This is a genomic window from Bradyrhizobium sp. 63_E2_N1_3 (assembly GCF_052076005.1).
Classification (GTDB): Bacteria; Pseudomonadota; Alphaproteobacteria; order Rhizobiales; family Xanthobacteraceae; genus Bradyrhizobium; species Bradyrhizobium barranii.
The window spans coordinates 2,443,263-2,461,976 of record NZ_CP197235.1 but is presented as its reverse complement, the minus strand read 5'-3'; the positions used below and the strand labels follow the sequence as shown (position 1 = coordinate 2,461,976).

The following is an 18,714-nucleotide window of genomic DNA, read 5'->3' as shown; positions in this document are numbered from 1 at the left end:
CGATAAGGCGTTTGAGTGCTGGTTATGGAGGTGAGCACTGCGGTTCAGCTCGCGCACCTCGGCAGTAGTGCATTGCGAATCAATCAGGTCGGACGCGAACATCGCGGACCGTAAGGCTAGTATTAGTATCAGCAGATACGCGTTCTAATTGGATTTTTTTGGGGCACGCTTTTTCGGTCCAGTTCCGGCACCGTCCCCACGGCAGGGCCAAGCATCCCTGAATGCTTCGATCGCGACGGTGATCCCCGGTTCATTCACTCGATCCGGATTGTTATCAAGATACTGCAGAAAAACCTTCGCACTTTGCAAAGGGCTGCCTTGCGCGGGGGGGCATGCACGCACGTCAGCGGGCAGATTTGGTGAAAAGAGCATCGCGGTCTCGATCATTCCCTCACATGCGCCTGCGGACCGAGCTTCGTCCTGATTGCGAAGCGAGTTCTTGACAAGCAGCTCGCAAGACTTTTGCGCGTCGGTTCCCTTATCGACAACCGTGGCACTGGCCTTCCCGATGATCGCTAGGATAAGGCCGGCAACAATCATATGGACCCGCATCCACGTCCCCCGAATACCGGCGCGATAGCTTGCAGGCATTGAGTATGCCGCAATAGAGCGGCCGCCCGCGCCGTTCCAGGCGGCTCAGACGGCTTAGCTCAAAAAAAGCGTCTGATCCACCGCGCTCGAATAGGAGCGAAGTGAACTCACCTCTTCCATTTCCACAAAGCTAAAAGAGCCCTTGTCGACTTGACAACACGCAGCTTTACGCGCCGTGACCGCCGCAAAGGTCGGCTACACCGCGATCATGATCGCGAATCAACATCGGCGGCGACAAGCGTGCTGATGGTACAGATCTCGATCCGGCGCGGAGAGCATCTATTATCCTGCCGTGTACGCGACGTGCACTGGTCGATTGATGTCGATGCTCGGCCTCGACGCAGAACCATTGCCTAAGCGGTGATCTTCGTCTGCGACGACAAGTTCTGCGAACCTTCCTCAACTACGCCAAGGAGGACTTCACCCTCAGAACGGTTTCCAACAAGAGCTTAGCCACGACCAAGCGGAGGTGGAGCTGCCTTGCAGCGCAGCGCCACGGACGTTCCATGATCTCCCGGCCTATTCATCAACTAGGCGAGGCAGCGCACGAAGGTTGGTCGTATCGAACCGCATCCTCAAAGAACAAGCTCGCTTGAATTTCTTGAAGACCTCACACCCATCCAGACGCAAGGAAGAGTGGATGAACTCAATCCGAGGATTTTAGCCTCGACCTGGTTCAAGCTGCACCGTTTTTCGTCCCCCGTTCAGCTCTCTGAGTTTGTTGACGTATTCCTCAGGCTTTAGCAGATGAAACGGAGCGTTGAGGCCCATGAACGTCGCTATGCGGCCGATAAAGGCAGTACAGTTTGTCGTTGCTGCATTCCAGAGCGGCGAAGACTCCTGCTGGCGCTTGATATAAGCAAAGACCTTCTTGGCGTCTGCCTCAGACAAATAGACACGATAGCTGGCCGTCAGATATTGCTCGTCAAGATCACCGTAGGTCGCACCCGTCTCAGAAGGGACAAACATAATGTGTCCCAGGATATAGGGCACCTCGTCGCCGGCCGGAGCCAGACCAGCGACCTCGACCTGCTTTTCGCCCGTCTTTCCGTACCAGACGAATGCATGACCGTACGTTGCCGCCGTGCGGGCACGAAAATCAACGTAGTAGGGACCCGTGGCGGCAGCTCTTCGAGCTGGCTTTACATCGGATATCGCCGGCGTAGCAGCAGCCATGGTCGCTGCATGCTTCATCGCCGAACTGGGGAGAGCGTCCCGTTGCTGCTGGTCGGTACGCGCCACGAGTGGTTGCGCGCTACTGATCCCGGCCCCCAAGCCTACAAAGGCCGCCAGCATGGCGGCCTTTGCAAGAAGCCCCAGACCCGGATATTTCCGAATCACTCCCGCCATCTTCGAATCCTCTTGGATCCAAGATCCGATGCCACAGGTAATCTACTACCCCAAACGAACGCCGCTGGCGTACGAATGAATAGTCAGATCAACCCTTGGTCACCAACGGAGCCGGGGCAGCGACCGGGTATTTGCCCACGGGGCTCTTACCCACGGGATATTTGCCGATCGGAGCTTTGCCAACCGGCGCCGCGACGGCAACCGGCTGAGGCCGTGGCAGGTCCGCAGCAGCTGCGGTTCCCACGAAAGCCAAAGAAGCGATTCCAAGGACAACGAATTTCAACATCGGTTCTCACCATTGTTCGGAACGATTGGATTCACCTGACACGCATAGGAATAACCCGACACTCGCCACGGCACCAACGAATAGACCGGGGAGTCCGCGGTTCCGACCGCTTTTTCTGCCGCATGTTGCGGAAATGGCACGCAAATTGAGGCATCTGGTTCCAAATCAGTCTCGTGGGTACCACAGGTCGAGACGTGCCGGGACCTACCTCAGAGTATCCACGGGAAGACCCGACCGGTCCGCGCCATATAATCGCGATAGCTGTCGCCAAACGTCTGCAACATCATTCGCTCTTCCCTTGCGACGCGGCCAAAGAACAAGATCCCGAAGCCGGCAAGGCCCGCGAAACCGGCGATCCAATTCGGCAGCAGCAATGCCTGGGCGATGGCCCACAGCCAAAATGCCGAATACATCGGGTGTCGAACTCTCCGGTAAATCCCTTCCGTCACAAGCTCATGGTTCTCCCGCACGTCGAGACTTATCGACCAATTCCGGCCGAGTGCACGGTGTGTCAGGTGAAACACGCCCAAAGCCGCAATCGCAAAGAAAGACCCCAGCCAAGCCAACCAGGGATAAAAACTGTGATCTGCGAAACGAGGCATTCCTGTCGCTACGTAGGCGAGCGGCACAAGTCCGAGTCCCGAAAGAGATATGAGCAGGAGCGCAGTTTCCAGGGGGCCGCGAGCGCTCCGCACAACCCTCGCACGGCGGGAACGCCGCGCGTACTTATAGCGTATGAGGTACCAGCCGATCACCAACGCAACGAAGATGACTTTTGAAATGGTGGGCGTCATTTGAATCAGGCTGCCGCGCCCGGATTTCCCAGCAGTTCGCTTTCCGACACCGGCGCGCCCGCAACAAGGCCTCCGTCGTCAGCGATCATCGACACAGCGCCATCCGGGGCGAGCGTCTGGGATTTGGCTGAAATAGGTCCGCATGTGAGCATGAAGTAGTCGTACGATGTTCGCCTGTCATTTCCACTGACGAACTGGCAGTGCACGCGGAAGAAATTGAAGCGGATGCGTTGATACATGTCGTCGTTAAGCATTCGACTAATCTTCACGACCCTGACGGCCGCCTCGTTTTCTGTCGACAAGCCCATTTCGGCCATCGGCCGGCATTTGTAAAAATTCAACGCGTCCGTGAGGGCCTGATAGTCGCCCCAGAAGATCGCGCGGGAATCGGCGACGCGTTCCACCGCCCTGCGAAAGCGCACTGCCTTTGGGTGCAGGCCGATCTTGAGTATGGATGATCCAACGCTCAAGAATGTGACGGGAATCTTTTTCCGACCGAGCGCAGGGTCCCGCTTCAAGGCGCGATCAAGTAGATCAACCGCTAGTACGGCGCCAAGGCTGTGCCCTACGACCACAATTTCGTCTGCGGCAGAGTTGCTCGCCGCAACCACGAGCTCGGCGGCCAACCTGTCCAGCCTCTGCTCTATCTCCGAATTACCGAATCGAATGTACTCGCAAGAGAAAATCCAATCGTCGAACAAGTCGCCCAGGTGCAGCCAGCGCCACGGACCCGCCAACACGGCTGCGAGCCCGAAGAGGCCGCCACCGGTAGCAATGGGAATTGATCCAGTGATCTTGAATGCAGCCACGCCAATCAAAAAGGCGGCAGCGATGAGCAATCCGAACGTAACGAATGGATAGAGAAAGAAAAGTGCGTAGCGCCAATTGGTCTGCAAGTAACGCCAAAGAGTGCCGGTCAGAACGAAATCCAGAAACGCAAGAATGCCGACGGAAATGCGTGAGCCGATGCTTCGCCCCCCGAACACTTCAATTACATCGTGCCATCGGACCAGACGGTAATCGGTTTCGACGAGCCAATCGGGGCCGATTGTCGTCACGTTCCATTGTATCTGGTCGGCGGAATCATGCGAACCGTCGACGGTCGCTTTCACTGACCAAGTACGTTGGAACCTCGCAATTTCGCGCACAAAGCGTCGTTGCGCGCTGGCATGCGACGTGATTGGATCATAGCCGCCGATATGGAATACCAACCGTTTCGCTACAGGCTTGCCGGACATTGCCTTATTCCCGGACTCATACGTGCTGCTCGCTCCCCACGCGTCAATCGACCTGCAATCAAAAACAGACGTTTGAAGCCAAGGGTTGTCAAGAGAGAATCGACCAGTTATTGGGGAACATGGGTCGATTTGTTCTACCATGCGTAAGCCGAACCGCTCGAACAATAGCGTCGATCGGTGCTGCTGTGATTGTCGGTTTGTCCAGCACAGCGCCCTCTCAAGCGCAGGACGGGGCATCATCTGGCGAGAGATGCCTTGCTGCAAATTTGGATGTTTCGCTGGGCGCACAATTGCCCCGCACGGCGGCGCGTTTGAGATCTGGTGAGCCGCTAAAGATTGTCGCGATCGGATCATCGTCGACGGTGGGGCTCTGGGTACTTCGGTCCGCGGCCACATATCCGCAGGTGATGCGCCGAGAACTCTCGAGGCTTAGATCCAATGCAACGATCGAGGTCATCAACAGCGGTCGAGTCGGCGATACGATTCCGAACAACATCGCGCGGTTCGAGCGTGACGTTTTCGCGCACACGCCTGATCTCGTTATCTGGCAATTAGGTACTAATGACGTCGCCTGGGGTGGCCGGCCGGACCAAGGGCTCAAAAGAAGCGTTGTTGAAGGGGTAAGGGCACTTAAGGCGGGGTCTGCCGATGTCGTGCTGATGGATCTGCAATATGCGCCACAGGTGCTCGCTTCCGCTAGCTACTCAACGATGGAGGGCATCATCGCCGATGCCGCGAAGCAGGAACGGGTCGGCCTATTCTCTCGTTTTGCGCTGATGCGTAACTCGATCAATGCCGGAGTTGCGCAAAGCGAGCTTGTAACGTGGGACGGATTGCACAACACCGCCGATGGTTATGATTGCATTGGACGAGCCCTTGCCCGAGCCATCTCAACGAGCGCGCGTTGAGAGGCCCTAGCTCAGGCGAATCGAAGGCTGCGGGCTCGCAAGAGTTTGGGCACCGGCCGTGACAGCGATGCCGAGCGTGCAGATGCCCACCAACGCGAACAAAGACCAATTATCGTCGACAATCACCGCATCTCTCGCAGCGGTGACAGCAATTCGCGCCGACGCTGTCAGGAGGTGCGCTCATGCACCATTATGCCAGCCAACTTGTTGACCTGTTACTGGTGCTTGTCGCCGCGTGGATGGTGCCGGCCACCATCTTTATTATCTACGCCTATTTCGCTCGTCTTAAGAATCCGGTCAGCGAATCGATCTTTGGACGTGTGGTGATCATATCCTTGTTCATCATAACCACGTCGATCTGGCTCCCGATAATTCTGACCGCCATAGTCCTATCACTGATCGGTCATTTGTGGTTCCGCTTCAGGGGACAACTACGCAAATAGCTACATATTGCTAGAGCCGAAAAAGATGGAGTCGAATTAGAGCGGCCCCTCAGAAAACTAAAAAAGGGAAGCGAAGCAATGCCCGCATTTCTCCCTGCTCTGACGATAGCTGCTGTCAATTTTATAACAATCGCCACGGCTGCAGAATGGCGACCGCAGTTTCTCTCAGCGTGCCGAAACGGTTGCGCGCAGCAAGGCGGTTTTTCGACGGACGCTTGCTTGCAGATTTGCATCTGCATGGCGTCAGAGTTGGAAGCGAAGTTTAGTATCGAGACTCTCGGCTCCATTGATCCCCCGAGTGCTGAGCAACTACACCAAACTAACGAAATCAGAATGCTTTGCGTCCGGCGAGTACTAGGACGTTAGAGCTGTTGCCATTGGCACGGTGGTCATCAGCTTGACCCTGACGTAGCTCTCCGTCTTTCCATAGCCGCAAACTTGGCTGCCCCGGCCGTTCGAGGACAATATCGCGCCGACGGCGCATCCGAGTTCTCCCTTGCGAGACCATCTCAGCCCTGAGCTCGAAAATGGCCTTTGCGCCTGGTGGATGCGATCGCAAACGGACATGGCGATCCTTCCATTCTCGACCCCGATCGACTGCCTTGGATGCCGAACGAAAGAGGATATCCCAAGAGCTGCAGAACGAACCGCGGTGGAAATAGCCGGCCGCCCAAATGCCTTACTCGGCGAAGCCGCCTACCTACGTTCCCCCAGACGGCATTTCGAGTTTACGGTTTCCCTGGCCTAGCTCCTGCGGGGGGCACTCTCTCCCTTCGTGAGAAAGGCTGATCGGGAACAGTTCAATAAGATCAATGCATCGCGGCGGTGCATGGCAAAACAGATTTTTTCCGGCCGCCGCGAGATAGGAAACAGGTGGTGATGCGCGGGATGACGAAGGGAGGATCGAGCAGCGGATTATTTAGTCGCCGGGATCCCTAACGCTCGCGACACGCCTTAGTGGGATTATTTCGCACATTGACCGAGGCGACACCGCGAGAGTTGAAATAAAAAGTGAATAGAAGAGCGGGGATATTCCTCAAAGCTGACTTGATCTCTCCCTTCGCTGGCTTTGCGCAACTAATTGATGAGTAAGTAGTGATGACTGATCAGCAATTAGCCTTGGAAGCGATTAGCGACGCGCAACTTATATTGGAAGAATTCCTTCGGCCCCATCCCAAGGATCATGCGCGTATCCTTGAAGAGTTGGTGGAAGTTCTCGAGCGGCCTGCTTTGATCGTTGCTGTAAGTCGATTGCAGCAACACGGCAATTGAGCGCGCCCATGAGCAAACCGCTTCAAGCGTTTTCTTTAACCGTCGGCATTGTTGCGCTCTCATCGCTCGAAATGACCAGCCTGCATGCCAAGCAACAATGCAGCGCCGCAATGCCGCCAAATCCGCAAGGGCAATGGTGGTCCTACCGTATCATCGACGGACGAAAATGCTGGTACGCGGGCAAACCCATGCTGTCGAAAGCATTGCTGGAATGGCCTACAGAGCAGCGTCCCCAACCCGGTTCTCGCGGAGAAGCTACAGGTATCCTCATTGCTAACAAGCCCGGCAATCCTTTGGATGCACAAGCGTTGGCACTGAAAGAGGGCGCTGACACGTTTGAAGAACGATGGCGTGCTAGGATCTCCATCTCCAACACTGGACACGACTGAACAATACTAATGACTTAGCGATCCTGCATCTCGCCTATCGTTGGCGAGGACTTTCGCGCCTGTTCCAGGCCGTGTGCTTCGTTACTCCAGCAATTCCGCGCACTGCGTTCCTCTAGAACAACGCGCCTCCGCAACTCGTGCGCAGCAGCCGTCAAACGAGTCCCTGCAATCAACCGATTGCCGAAGGGCTATTCAACACGCTGGCCCACACGCCAGCCCATTTCCCAGAAGTCCGCCTCAAGCCGAGTGGCTTCCTTGAAGATGGCAATCAGTTCTGCCTCGCGAGCCGGCGTGGCGTAGAGATCGGCGAGATGCTCCAAATGCGCACGCGCATTCGCCGCGACCTCCTGGTATGGCACGCCAGCGTACTCGTCGATCCAAATCCGATAGGAGTTCGTCCTAGCGTCCGCATCGGGTCGCGAGGCGAGCCGCGTTGCGATCTCCGCGTACCCGATCACGCAGGGGGCAAGTGCCACCTTGAGTGCCAGCAGATCGCCGCGCATTCCGGCATCGAGCACGTAGCGTGTGTAGGCCAGCATCTCGACCGCCGGAGGAGTTTGTTCAAGGTCACTCGGGGATAGCCCCCAACCGGCACACAGCTTCACATGAAGGCTCATTTCGACATCAAGGATGGCCGACAGGCCGGCCGCAGCTTCACGCATGTCGGCAAGCTTGGGCGACTTGTAGACCGAGAGTGCATAGGCGCGCGCAAACTCGATGAGGAACAGATAGTCCTGAGCAAGGTAGTGACGAAATGCGGCTTCAGGGAGCGAGCCATCTGCCAATCCGTTTGTGAAGGGATGCTCGGTGTAGGCCCGCCACTCAGCAGATGCTTCTGTCTTTAGACGCTCGAAGAAACTCACGATCCATTCCCGCCTGGCTTGCTTTCCTATGAACTTTTTACTCACGACCTATCAACGCGAACCAAGACGCTGACTTGGCAGACCGCAGCGACTAGCGGGTAGGATGCGAATGGAATTCGCTTGCCGTCGGTCGCCGGGAATGACTGGCGTTATCACACTATCACCAACAGAACGAAATGCGCGGGAAAATCAACGGAGGCGGCCATTGTCCCGCCGCTCATGGCGATCTAGTTGCAGATTCGAGTCTTGCCGGGCCCACCAATCACGTCAGTATCTTACTTGATCTTCGTTTCCCTCAGCGCGACTACCGTACCAGATACGTGCACTTTTCGTTCAAGTTCGCACATCGCAAATCAGCTTGATGGCGCTAGACCGACTTGGATGATGGCGAATGTAGTCGTCGCCCACTCATCGGTTAGAGATGCTCCGACAGAGCCGCCGATTAAGAGACGGATGATTTGCTAGGAAAATCTACGCCTATTCCGATGCTGCCATGGCGTCACTCCTTCAAGCCGCTGGAGGCCACGCCACGTACGAAATTTCGACGCATCAGCGAGAAGAACAGTGCGCTCGGAACCAGCGCCAGCGCCGCGGCCGCGCTGAGGCGACCGATGTCCACGGTGAAGCCGGTCTGAAACAAGGCGAGCCCAACCTCGAGCGTATAGGTTTCCTTGTTGGTCATGACGACGAGCGGCCACGCGAAGGCAGTCCAGGCCTGAAAGAACGCCAGCACGGCAAGAGCGCCCAACGGGCCGCGCATCAGCGGCAGCACGATCCGCAGGAAGATCCAGAGCTCCCCCGCGCCATCCACCCGGGCAGCCTCCAGCAGCTCGTCAGGGATCGACGTCATCACATATTGCCGCACCAGGAAGATGCCGAAACTCATGATGAGATAGCCGACTAGGAGCCCGGGCCAGGTGTTCAACAGGCCGGCGGACTGGACGTTGAGATAGAGCGGGATCATGTAGACTTCGAAGGGAACGACCGCCGTCGCGATGATCACGCCGAAGATGACCGGGATCCCCGGTAGATCGAACTTGCCGAGCACATAACCTGCGATCGCCGATGTGGAGACGATGCTCGCGGTCGAGAGTGTCGCGAAGATCAGCGAGTTGCCGATCCAGCGAAACAGCGGCGTTTCGCGCAGGACGCTGACGATGTTCTCCAGCGTCGGCTGGTGCGGGATGACGGTCGGCGGCCACGCCAGCAGCTCCGGCGGCGTCTTGAACGCGTTGCTGATCAGGAAGACCAGCGGCAGGAGCATCATCAGGCTGACGACGCCAAGAACGGCGTCGATCACGAGGCCGACGGCACCGTTCTGACCAACGACGGACGGATGCTCGCTCATGCGCGACTCCTGTCGCGGAACAGCCTGAACTGCGCGCTGGTCAAAATGAGGACGATGACGAGCAGTACGACGGCTTCGGCAGCAGCGTAGCCGACCCGGTAGTTACGAAAGCTGTTTTCAAGCATGTCGAGGACGAGGACTCGGACGAGACGCCCCGGCGCACCCTGGACATCCGATGCCAGCACGAAGGCCTGCGCATAGATGTTGTAGGACGAGATCAGCGTGATGACCGACACGTACAGCATGACAGGCTTTAGCAGCGGCACGGCGATGTGACGGAAGGCCTGAAACGACGAGGCGCCGTCGAGGCGCGCGGCCTCGTAGAGCGCCTCCGGGACGTTCTTCAGTCCGACCAGGAAGATCAAGACGGCATAGCCGATCGCCTGCCAGGAGCAGAGAACGATCAGGCACACCAGCGACAGGACAGGGTCGAACAGCCACGACTGGGCCGGAATCCCGACAAGGCCGATCAGGGCGTTGAGCGGTCCGAGCCGGGCGTCGAAAATCCATTTCCAGGCCATCGCGGCCGGAACCAGCGAGACGACGTGCGGCAGGAAGACCGAGGCCTCATAGACGCCGCTGCGCCGCAGCCCCTGCCGGGTGTTGATCAAGGCGGCGAGCGCAAGCGCGACGGGGATGGTGATCGCTACGACGCTAAAGGCGATGATGGTGGTGTTGAAGATCGCTTCGAGAAACAGCGGGTCGCTCGCCAGCTCGACGAAGTTGGCGAAACCGACGAACGGCTTGCGCCGCGAGATGATATTCCACTGGAAGAGGCTGAGCCGCAGCGTCTCGATGATCGGATAGACGCGGATACAGCCATAGAGGCCTAGGACCGGAAGCAACGCCAGAACTGGAAACAGCCATTTCGGCGTGGTGCGCATATATCCTCCGGCAAGCGCCGGTCAGCCGCCGGCGCCTGGATTGAGTGGGTCCTTGTCGATGGAGTCTAGGGTTTGGCCAGCAGGTCTTCCCGGGCCAGGATCTTGTCGCTCTCCTCAGCCGCGGCCTTCAGGAAAGCATCGATCGCGGCGTCGTTGCCGGCCAGCGATTTGTCGGTGAACGCCTTCTCCAGCCGCGCCGCGAGCCGGGTGAGGATTTCGCTGGCAGGGCTGATCGCCGGGACCGTGAAGAAGACGTGGCCGGGCGGCGTGTTGACGAAGGCGTCGAGCTGCGGGATTTTCTTGAGCACGGCGGAGTAGTCGAGGCCTTTGCGGTTCGGGACCCAGGCCGTGTTCTCGAGCAGCCAGAGCAGATTTTCCGGCTCGTTGGCCTTTTGCACGAAATCCCAGGCGATCTGGCTCTTGGGTCCCTTGTTCGGCACGTAGAGATCGACCGGGACCATCAGCGTGCCCTTGGGCAGTGGAGCCGTGGCGTATTTGAGATTGGGCGCCTTCTTGGCGACGTCGCCGATCACCCAGGATTCCCGGATGAACATCGCGGTCTGGCCGAGCTCGAAGGCCTCCGCATCCGCCTTCATCTCGGGCGTCACGGTACGGTAGACCACGACGTTGTCGAGATACTGCTTGAGTGCGGCGCGGCCGGCTGCGTTCGCATAGGCGGCGCGCCATTTTCCGCCCTTCTCCTCGAGCAGCGTCCCGCCGTGATTATAGAGAATGGTCCAGTACTTCTCCGCGATGCCCGAGCCGCCGCCGCTGAGACGCAAGCTCCATCCGCTCACCGTCGGCACGCCGGAGGCATCGCGCTGCGCGAGCTTCTGCGCATAAGCGGTGTAGTCGGCCATGGTCTTGGGCGGACCGTCGAGGCCGGCCCTGGCGAACATCTCGGTGTTGTAGAACAGCGCGCCCTGCCCCTGGAATAACGGCACACCGAAGATCTTGCCCTCGTACATGGCGGTCTTCACGCGCGTCATGTCGTAATTGGCTTTGACGAAATCGACGATCGACGCCGGCGGCTCCGGGATGAGGCCGGCCTCGAGATACCGTGCCGCCTCGACCTCCATCTCGATGACGTCCCCGGCCGCGCCCGATGGAAGCGACAGTGCCAGCCGCTTCTCGTGCTCGCGTAGCGCAATGGACTCAACGCTGATTTCGAGATCCGGGTATTTGCTCTTCAGCTGGTCGCCGACGCGCTTGTAGAACGGAGCCAGATCAGGCCACCCGCTCCAGATGGTCAGCTTCTCCGCCGAAGCAGGAGACGCAAACGCCGGCACGGCGACAGCGAGCGCCAGCGACAGCGCGGCCGACATCCATGACCGACGCCCCGAATTCGCCGGGCGAATGTTGTCCTCGGGACGCGTGATGTAGCCGAACCTGCCGACGGGTCTCATCATGAGGGTCATTCTCGCAATACGGAATGGGACAAATCCTGCGAAAAAGCTCGCATGCAACCGGTTGCGTGTCAATTGCGATCCGTTGCCGCTTTCGAAGGCCCTTGATGAAATCGTCAGCGGCCTCGCCGCTTCAAAGGGGCCGGACCGGTCGAGGCGCGAATGACGAGATGGGAATTCAGCTTGTGGCGAATCTCGCCCGACACGCCGCCATTCATCTGGCTGAGCAACAGGCCGACCGCGACATCGCCGGCGTCGGCGCAGCGCGCCGACACGGTGGTGAGCGGCGGATAGGTTGTTTCGCCGAGGACGTCGTCACAGCCGACGACACTGAACGATTTGGGCACCTCGACACCGAGCGCAGCTAACCCTGCCATCAGGCCTTGAGCGACAAGGTCGTCGAACGCGATCGCCGCGGTGACGCCGCTGGCGACGATCTGGGTGGCCGCCAGCCGGCCGGTGTCGTAGGAGGGTGGACGCGCGGGCACGGCGATCACCTTGAGCCCGCGCTTCTCCGCCTCGCGCCGGACGGCATTGCGCCGTTGCTGGTTCGACCACGACGTCGTGGGGCCGCTGACATAGGCGATGTGCCGGTGCCCCAGCTCGGCCAGATGTGCGATCGCAGCCGCCACACCCGGCGCGGTGTCGATCAGGACCCGCGTAATGCCTTCGATATCGCGATTGATGAGCACCAGCGGCCGGCGCGTCGCATGACGGCGGATATGCTCCTCGTCCAGGCGCGACGAGGCGAGGACCAGCCCCTCCACCTGGCCGATGAAGCGGCCGACCAGCAACTCCTCACGCACGGGATCCTCGTCCGAATTGCCGAGGAAGACGCACAGCCCGGCCTGGTCGGCGCGCAGTTGCGCCGCCCTGATCAGCGGTGGAAAGAACGGGTTCGCGACATCCGAGACGATGAGCGCGACGTTGCCGTGGCGTCCGGTCGAAAGCGCACGCGCGACCTGGTTCGGCACATAACCGAGCTTGCCCGCGACTTCCTTGACGCGCCGGACGGTCTCCTCGGTCAGCATCTCCGGCCGCGAGAAGGCGCGCGATACGGTGGCACGCGAAACCCCGGAGGCCTTCGCGACCTGACTGATCGTCGGCACGACCGATGGACGTCCCTCCCCGCCGCTATCGGAATCGCGTTTCACCGCAGGCCGCCTCCTCTGCATCGCCTTCACCTAGACATGCCCCGGCCGGGCCCGGGGCGCAAGCTTGACATGCAACCGGTTGCATCACATTCTCTCCGCTCGAGGGTAAAGTGCAGGCCCGGCAGACCATGGATGAGCATGACGGCTTCGGTGACTCCCTCAATCGCGACGTTTAAGACGCGGGATGCGATGGGCCGGGCGGCCGCCGCGGACGTCGCTGCGGCGCTCCGCGACCACCTCGGACGGCAGAGCAACGTGCGGATGATCTTCGCGGCGGCACCGAGCCAGGCGGAGATGCTGGATGCCCTTGCTCGCGAGCGCGATATCGACTGGCGGCGCGTCACAGCCTTCCACATGGACGAATATCTCGGACTTCCCGCGGATGCGCCGGAGCGCTTCGGGGCTTGGCTGACGCGTCACTTGTTCTCGCGCATCGCTTTCGGCGCGGTTCACCTGATCGGGCAGGAGCCGGATCCGGAGCGGGAAGCAGCACGCTATGCGGCCCTTCTCGGCGAAGCCCCGATCGACATCATCTGCCTGGGAATCGGCGTGAACGGTCACCTCGCCTTCAATGACCCGCCGGTCGCCGATCTGCACGACACCAAGTCGGTCAAGATCGTCGAGCTCGACGCAGTGTGCCGGCAGCAGCAGGTTGACGATGAGTGCTTCCCGACGCTCGGAGATGTTCCGGCACATGCAATCACGCTGACGATTCCCCGGCTCCTGGATGCCGACCGGCTGTTTTGCGTCGTGCCCGGCGCGTCCAAACGCGCCGCCGTCGAACGATCGCTATATGGTCCGATCGGGACCGAGTGCCCGGCGAGCGCGCTCCGCACGCACCCACGTTGCGCGCTGTATCTCGACCAGGATTCCACGCCGCCGCAGCTCTCACTGACACCGGTACGCGCATGACAGATCCGGCAACGCGCGTTTCGGGCCGCGATCCGGAGACCGGACAGAATCGCACCATCGTCATTCAGGACGGCCGGATCACGGACATCGTTCCCGGCGGTGACGATGACGGGCTGTGGCTGTCGCTCGGCCTGTTCGATCTGCAATTGAACGGCTTTGCAGGCTACGATCTCAATGGCCGCCCTGATCTCCGGACGGTCCGCGATCTCGTCACGGCCGTCCACAACAGCGGGGTGTCGCGTTTTGCCCCTACGCTCATCACGGCATCGCATAATGCGATCATCGATGCATTGCGCGCCATAGCGCAGGCGCGTGATAGCGATCCGTTTCTCAAGCACGCAATGCCCTTCGTGCATGTTGAAGGCCCGCACATCGCGCCAGAAGATGGTCCGCGCGGTGCGCATCCGGCCGAACATGTCAGGCCGCCGAGCCTCGGCGAGTTCGATGCGTGGCAGGCGGCCTGCGGAAACCTCGTCGGCCTCGTGACGTTGTCGCCGCATTGGCCGGAAACGGACGCCTATGTGCGCGGCCTTCATGCGCGCGGCGTCCGTGTTGCCCTCGGCCATACAAACGCCGCACCGGATCAGATCTCCGCCGCCGTCGCGGCGGGCGCAATGTTGTCGACGCATCTTGGCAATGGCATCGCCGCCACGCTGCCACGACATCCCAACCCGATCTGGTCGCAACTGGCGGAGGACAGGCTATGGGCGAGCTTCATCGCCGATGGCCATCACCTTCCCCCCGAGACCTTCAAGTCCATGCTGCGCGCAAAGGGGCTGGAGCGAGCGATCCTGGTGTCCGATGCCGCCGCGCTCGCGGGTTGCACACCCGGAGTCTACGACGCGCCGATCGGCGGCAAGGTCGAGTTGAAGGCGAACGGCCGGCTGGAAGTCGTCGGCACATCATTTCTGGCGGGCGCAGCCGTCAGCCTCGTGTTCGGAATAGCCACGGCAAGACGCATGGCCGGATTGACCCTGGCAGAGGCGCTGAGGCTCGCAACTGTCAATCCGCGTATCCCGTTCAACCTTCCTGCGCTGACGGTGGGAGCGCCGGCCGATCTGCTGCGCTTCCGTCTCGGCGAGGATGAATCTCTCGTGCCCGAGACGGTCTATGTCGCGGGCCGACCCTATCGTTGCAACTCTTGAGGACTGAGACATGAACCGGCTTCGCATCGGGTTGATCGGTCCGGGAGCGATCGGCGAAACACACGCGCGGGCAATACGGGCGCTCGACGAGACCGTCTTGTCCGCGATCGCCGGCGGCACGCCTGAGCAGATTGCTGCGTGCATGAATGGCGAGGACGTTCCGGCATTCGCGACCACCGAGGCGATGCTGGCGAATGCCGGGATCGACGCGGTCGTGGTCTGCACCCCGAGCGGCGCGCATCATGACGTCGCGCTTGCTGCGATCGAGGCGGGGCGGCACGTGCTGGTCGAGAAGCCGCTCTGCGTCGATCCGGCCGAGGCTGCGTCCCTGGTCCGCGCCGCCGAGCGCTCGCAACTGACGTGCGGTGTGGTTTCGCAGCGCCGTCTCGAACCGCAGCACCAGGCGATCAAGGCTCTGCTCGACGCGGGTCATCTTGGACAGCCGCGCCTGATCGAGGCGGCGATCCATTGGTACCGCTCCGACGCCTACTATGCGGAGAAGCCGTGGCGCAGCGAAGCGGAGCATGGCGGCGGCTCGGTGTTCAATCAGGGTGTTCACAATCTCGACCTGATGCTCTGGCTGTTCGGAGCCGTCGATAGCGTTCAAGGCAAGACGACGACGCTCGGACACGCACACGCCGTCGAGGACACGACGGCGGCGCTGCTGTCTTTCGCATCCGGCGCGCTCGGCGTGATCGTGACGAGTACGGCGCTGCCTCCGGGACGGCCGGCCATGCTTCGATTGTTCACGGACCGCGGCAGTTGCGAGCTCGCAAACGACAGCATCGTGCGCTGGGATTTTCCCGGCATTGCGGAGCCGCCAAGTGCGGCCGGGGTTGGCAGTGCCGCCAGCGATCCCAAGGCCATCGGGATCGGCGGACATATCGCCCAATGGCGCGACTTCGTTCGCGCCGTCCGGGAGCAACGGCCGCCTGCGAGCACGTTCAGGGATGGATTCGAAGCTGCGAGACTGGTTGACGCCATCTATCGCTCAGCTGCCGAAGGTCGCGCCGTCAGCCCCAATGAGATCGCAGCGGAGGCCATTCATGCCAGCTAGCTCCGAGATGCTCGACATCGCCATCATCGGCGCAGCCCACCCGCATGTCGAATACGTGCTGTCAGAGATCGCTGTCAGAACCGACGTCAGGGTCGTGGCCGTCGCCGATCATGACCCAGCGCGGCGCACCGAGCTCGAACGACGTACGAAGACGCCCGGCTACGCCGACCCGAATGCGCTTCTGGATGCGCATCGGGTTCGGGCCGCAGCAGTCTTCACCGAATTCGGTCTTCGCGCTCCAATCGTCGTCGAACTTTTACGCCGCGGCATCTTCGCGATCGCCGACAAGCCCATGGCTGTGACCCTGGCCCAGCTTGCGCTTATCGAGGAGACGCTCGCCGGGCGCAATTTGCTCACTCTTCTGCTCGAGAAGCGGTTTTATCCGGTCACGCTCGCACTCCGATCCGTGATCGACAGCGGCCAACTTGGGGACATTGTATCCATCACTGCAACCGGGCCGCACAAGCTGGTCCCAAGCCGACGTCCAGCGTGGATGTTCGAACCATCAACTTATGGCGGCATCCTCGCTGACCTCACGGTCTACGATATTGATCTGGCCCTTTGGTTGACGGGATACACCAGCGGCACGATCAGCGGCTGGATTTCGTCGACCCCGGCTGCCGGCACGACGAACTTTCCCGCGCTGGGGCGTGCTATTCTCGCCTGCGATGGCGGACCGGAATTCGCGATCGAAGTTGACTGGATCCAGCCCGAAGCATCGCCACGGCACGGCGACTACGCCATGCGGATCTCCGGGACAAAGGGTCGTGCTGACGTTCTGTTCGCGGAAAATCGACTGCTCGTCGAGACGGCGACGAGACCCCGGCGCGAAATCGACCTGCCCGTGGGCGCCTCGCCCGCCAGCTTCGTCTTTGATCATCTCGCCCGCGGCGAGACCTTGCAGATTGCGGCAAACGAGGCCCTGCGCGCCACGCGTATCGCAATACTTGCTCAGGAGAGCGCGGCCAACGGCGGAAAACCCATGCGATGGGGTTAACCAATGGCGAGCTGCTGCTCGCAGTGTTCGATGAGACTGGCGAGACCTTATTCCCGGAGCTGATGGCCGAGCTCGACGAAATCAAGCAGACGACCGTGTGCGGCTTGGTCTTTCGACGCGACCATTCGCACCGGAGGTCACCTACCCTGCTGCCCTGGATCACAGCCAAGCAGGATCTTCGCTACCTGCGCGGGGTCGTGAAAAAGATCGTCCGTGCAGTCGATCTCCGTGAAGAGCTGTCCTTTACATCATTCCGCCACGGCGGCTTTTACCGAGGGAGCCGACAGCGATCTGACGGACGCTGAACTCAAGCCGCCGGCCGCCATCGCCCGTCGCGGCAGTTGCCGACCTAGGCAAAGCGCACACGGAAACAGCTAATTTCCGGCACGAAGAAACGGCGAGAAGAAAGAACAAAGACAGCCGGTTTGTCGGAATAGCCACGGCGCGTCTGTCGGAATGACGATCGTAACAAACCCCTAAGCTATTGAAAAGCTTGGTGGGCGCACCAGGGCTCGAACCTGGGACCCGCTGATTAAGAGTCGGCCGCGGTTTCAATGACTTGCCGGTCGCATCCCAAGCTTATGCGGCTGAAAATGGGCGTCCGTCGGACGATCATAATCCGTCATTGCGCTGCCGGTCAGCCAGGTGTGCCGAGCTCGACGTTGTATCGTCGAATTCGGGAGATCAACGTCGTGCTTTCGAGTCTCGGGCCGCTGGAAGGAAATGCCCGGATGCTCCTGGAGCGGGTCTGCCCAAGTCCGGACCTTGACAGCACCGCTGTCGCTCCAGCGAAAATCGCGGCGTTTCCAACGGGAGAACGCGTTGTCGCTGATCGCTAGCGAGGCGGCGACTCGCATTGAAAGCTCCATCAAGGATTGACGAGCTTCCTGCGAACGGCGTAGCGGACGAGCTCGGCCGTCGATGACATTCTGAGCTTGCGCATCGCTGACGCGCGGTGGGTCTCGACGGTCTTTACGCTCAGCTTCAGGATGACGCCGATCGACTTGTTGGTGTGTCCCTCTGCAATAAGCTGGACAACGCCCTGCTCGCGCGCGGTGAGCAGCATGTCGGACGTATTTTGCTTGCCGGCCTGGTATTCGTGGAGCAACTTCTCCAACAGAACGCCCGTGAAGTAAGGTCTGCCATCGAGCAAGGCCTCGATCGCGAAGATCAGGTGCCTACTGGCGTCCGATTTGAACAGGAAGCCGCGAACGCCAGCCAGGATGGCTTCAGTCAGCAATTCCTCATTCTCGTGCATCGTCAGGATCAATACTTCGGTGCGCAGGTGCATCGACTTGAGGCGGCGGCTGACCTCAAGTCCGTTCATCAGCGGCATCGAATAGTCGGCTATCACGACGTCCGGACGCGTCTCCACCGCCACGGCCACAGCCTGCTCGCCGTTGGTCGCCTCTCCGCTGACGATCCAGTCTGAGCGGGTCTCAACGATCGCTCGGAGCCCGGAACGTACGACTTCATGATCATCCGCAATCACGATGCGTTTCACGGCGTCGTTCCCGTATGCGGGCCCAGAACCTGTCGGGCAATGGATGGAGATTTCCAGCAGTCAAGTGTGCCAATCTACCGATTATCCTTCAATGGGTTATCCTGCAAAACCCTGATATCTCCGGGCGGATGTACCAAACATCGGCGTTTCCAATCAGACATCGACGGGTCTTG

General features: G+C 60.2%; 20 protein-coding genes. 9 read left to right on the top strand and 11 right to left on the bottom strand.

What is annotated here, in order from left to right; translation table 11 throughout:
- Positions 1–144: 144 nt before the first annotated feature.
- The 5 genes from AB7531_RS11380 to AB7531_RS11360 form a co-directional block, all read right to left on the bottom strand.
- Complete coding sequence (locus AB7531_RS11380) at positions 145–540, bottom strand: Rap1a/Tai family immunity protein (RefSeq protein WP_144030620.1); 396 nt, start codon at positions 538–540, stop codon at positions 145–147.
- A gap of 711 nt (positions 541–1,251) precedes the next feature.
- Positions 1,252–1,941, bottom strand: coding sequence for a hypothetical protein (locus AB7531_RS11375; RefSeq protein ID WP_063981798.1), 690 nt, complete (start codon positions 1,939–1,941; stop codon positions 1,252–1,254).
- Between the two features lie 88 nt (positions 1,942–2,029).
- Positions 2,030–2,227 (bottom strand): hypothetical protein, encoded by a 198-nt coding sequence (locus AB7531_RS11370; RefSeq protein WP_071911340.1) that lies wholly within the window; start codon positions 2,225–2,227, stop codon positions 2,030–2,032.
- Between the two features lie 209 nt (positions 2,228–2,436).
- On the bottom strand, positions 2,437–3,021 hold the full coding sequence (locus tag AB7531_RS11365; RefSeq protein ID WP_063981797.1) for a protein-S-isoprenylcysteine O-methyltransferase: 585 nt from the start codon (positions 3,019–3,021) through the stop codon (positions 2,437–2,439).
- Between the two features lie 5 nt (positions 3,022–3,026).
- Positions 3,027–4,259, bottom strand: a complete 1,233-nt coding sequence (locus AB7531_RS11360) for a hypothetical protein (RefSeq protein ID WP_187387973.1) — start codon at positions 4,257–4,259, stop codon at positions 3,027–3,029.
- 266 nt (positions 4,260–4,525) lie between these two features.
- Between AB7531_RS11360 and AB7531_RS11355 the strand changes: the two genes are divergently transcribed.
- The 4 genes from AB7531_RS11355 to AB7531_RS11340 all read left to right on the top strand — a co-directional run bounded on the left by AB7531_RS11355 (position 4,526) and on the right by AB7531_RS11340 (position 7,271).
- Positions 4,526–5,167, top strand: a complete 642-nt coding sequence (locus tag AB7531_RS11355; protein ID WP_231142840.1) for an SGNH/GDSL hydrolase family protein — start codon at positions 4,526–4,528, stop codon at positions 5,165–5,167.
- A gap of 182 nt (positions 5,168–5,349) precedes the next feature.
- On the top strand, positions 5,350–5,610 hold the full coding sequence (locus AB7531_RS11350) for a hypothetical protein (RefSeq protein ID WP_063981794.1): 261 nt from the start codon (positions 5,350–5,352) through the stop codon (positions 5,608–5,610).
- A gap of 1,098 nt (positions 5,611–6,708) precedes the next feature.
- A complete protein-coding gene (locus AB7531_RS11345; protein ID WP_166343440.1) occupies positions 6,709–6,882 on the top strand; it encodes a hypothetical protein in 174 nt (57 codons plus the stop codon).
- 8 nt (positions 6,883–6,890) lie between these two features.
- Positions 6,891–7,271 (top strand): hypothetical protein, encoded by a 381-nt coding sequence (locus tag AB7531_RS11340; RefSeq protein WP_231142841.1) that lies wholly within the window; start codon positions 6,891–6,893, stop codon positions 7,269–7,271.
- A 188-nt stretch (positions 7,272–7,459) separates the two neighbouring features.
- Here the strand turns inward: AB7531_RS11340 and tenA are convergent, their stop codons facing one another.
- From tenA to AB7531_RS11315, 5 genes are all read right to left on the bottom strand, one after another.
- Positions 7,460–8,134 carry a thiaminase II gene (gene tenA, locus AB7531_RS11335; RefSeq protein WP_063986180.1) on the bottom strand — a complete coding sequence of 225 codons (675 nt, stop codon included), beginning with the start codon at positions 8,132–8,134 and terminating at the stop codon, positions 7,460–7,462.
- A 499-nt stretch (positions 8,135–8,633) separates the two neighbouring features.
- Positions 8,634–9,482, bottom strand: coding sequence for a carbohydrate ABC transporter permease (locus AB7531_RS11330; protein WP_441279955.1), 849 nt, complete (start codon positions 9,480–9,482; stop codon positions 8,634–8,636).
- Positions 9,479–10,366: a carbohydrate ABC transporter permease gene (locus AB7531_RS11325; protein ID WP_063981792.1), complete on the bottom strand. Its 888-nt coding sequence runs from the start codon at positions 10,364–10,366 to the stop codon at positions 9,479–9,481. Before AB7531_RS11325 ends, AB7531_RS11330 begins: the two co-directional genes overlap by 4 nt.
- 65 nt (positions 10,367–10,431) lie before the next feature.
- Entirely contained in the window at positions 10,432–11,775 is a 1,344-nt protein-coding gene (locus AB7531_RS11320) for an ABC transporter substrate-binding protein (protein WP_063986179.1), read from the bottom strand.
- Between the two features lie 113 nt (positions 11,776–11,888).
- On the bottom strand, positions 11,889–12,926 hold the full coding sequence (locus AB7531_RS11315) for a LacI family DNA-binding transcriptional regulator (RefSeq protein WP_063981791.1): 1,038 nt from the start codon (positions 12,924–12,926) through the stop codon (positions 11,889–11,891).
- 132 nt (positions 12,927–13,058) lie between these two features.
- On the opposite strand from AB7531_RS11315, the gene AB7531_RS11310 reads away from it, so the two are divergent.
- The 5 genes from AB7531_RS11310 to AB7531_RS11290 are packed head-to-tail and all read left to right on the top strand — an operon-like array spanning position 13,059 to position 17,342.
- Positions 13,059–13,838: a glucosamine-6-phosphate deaminase gene (locus tag AB7531_RS11310; RefSeq protein ID WP_231142847.1), complete on the top strand. Its 780-nt coding sequence runs from the start codon at positions 13,059–13,061 to the stop codon at positions 13,836–13,838.
- Complete coding sequence (locus tag AB7531_RS11305) at positions 13,835–14,983, top strand: N-acetylglucosamine-6-phosphate deacetylase (protein WP_063981789.1); 1,149 nt, start codon at positions 13,835–13,837, stop codon at positions 14,981–14,983. Before AB7531_RS11310 ends, AB7531_RS11305 begins: the two co-directional genes overlap by 4 nt.
- A 10-nt stretch (positions 14,984–14,993) precedes the next feature.
- Entirely contained in the window at positions 14,994–16,040 is a 1,047-nt protein-coding gene (locus AB7531_RS11300; RefSeq protein ID WP_063981788.1) for a Gfo/Idh/MocA family protein, read from the top strand.
- Complete coding sequence (locus AB7531_RS11295) at positions 16,030–17,037, top strand: Gfo/Idh/MocA family protein (RefSeq protein WP_063981787.1); 1,008 nt, start codon at positions 16,030–16,032, stop codon at positions 17,035–17,037. Before AB7531_RS11300 ends, AB7531_RS11295 begins: the two co-directional genes overlap by 11 nt.
- A complete protein-coding gene (locus AB7531_RS11290; protein ID WP_063981786.1) occupies positions 17,028–17,342 on the top strand; it encodes a hypothetical protein in 315 nt (104 codons plus the stop codon). The genes AB7531_RS11295 and AB7531_RS11290 overlap by 10 nt, the downstream gene beginning before the upstream one ends.
- A 563-nt stretch (positions 17,343–17,905) precedes the next feature.
- Here AB7531_RS11290 and AB7531_RS11285 read toward each other — a convergent pair.
- Positions 17,906–18,541: a response regulator transcription factor gene (locus AB7531_RS11285; RefSeq protein WP_028152046.1), complete on the bottom strand. Its 636-nt coding sequence runs from the start codon at positions 18,539–18,541 to the stop codon at positions 17,906–17,908.
- Between the last annotated feature and the right edge of the window lie 173 nt (positions 18,542–18,714).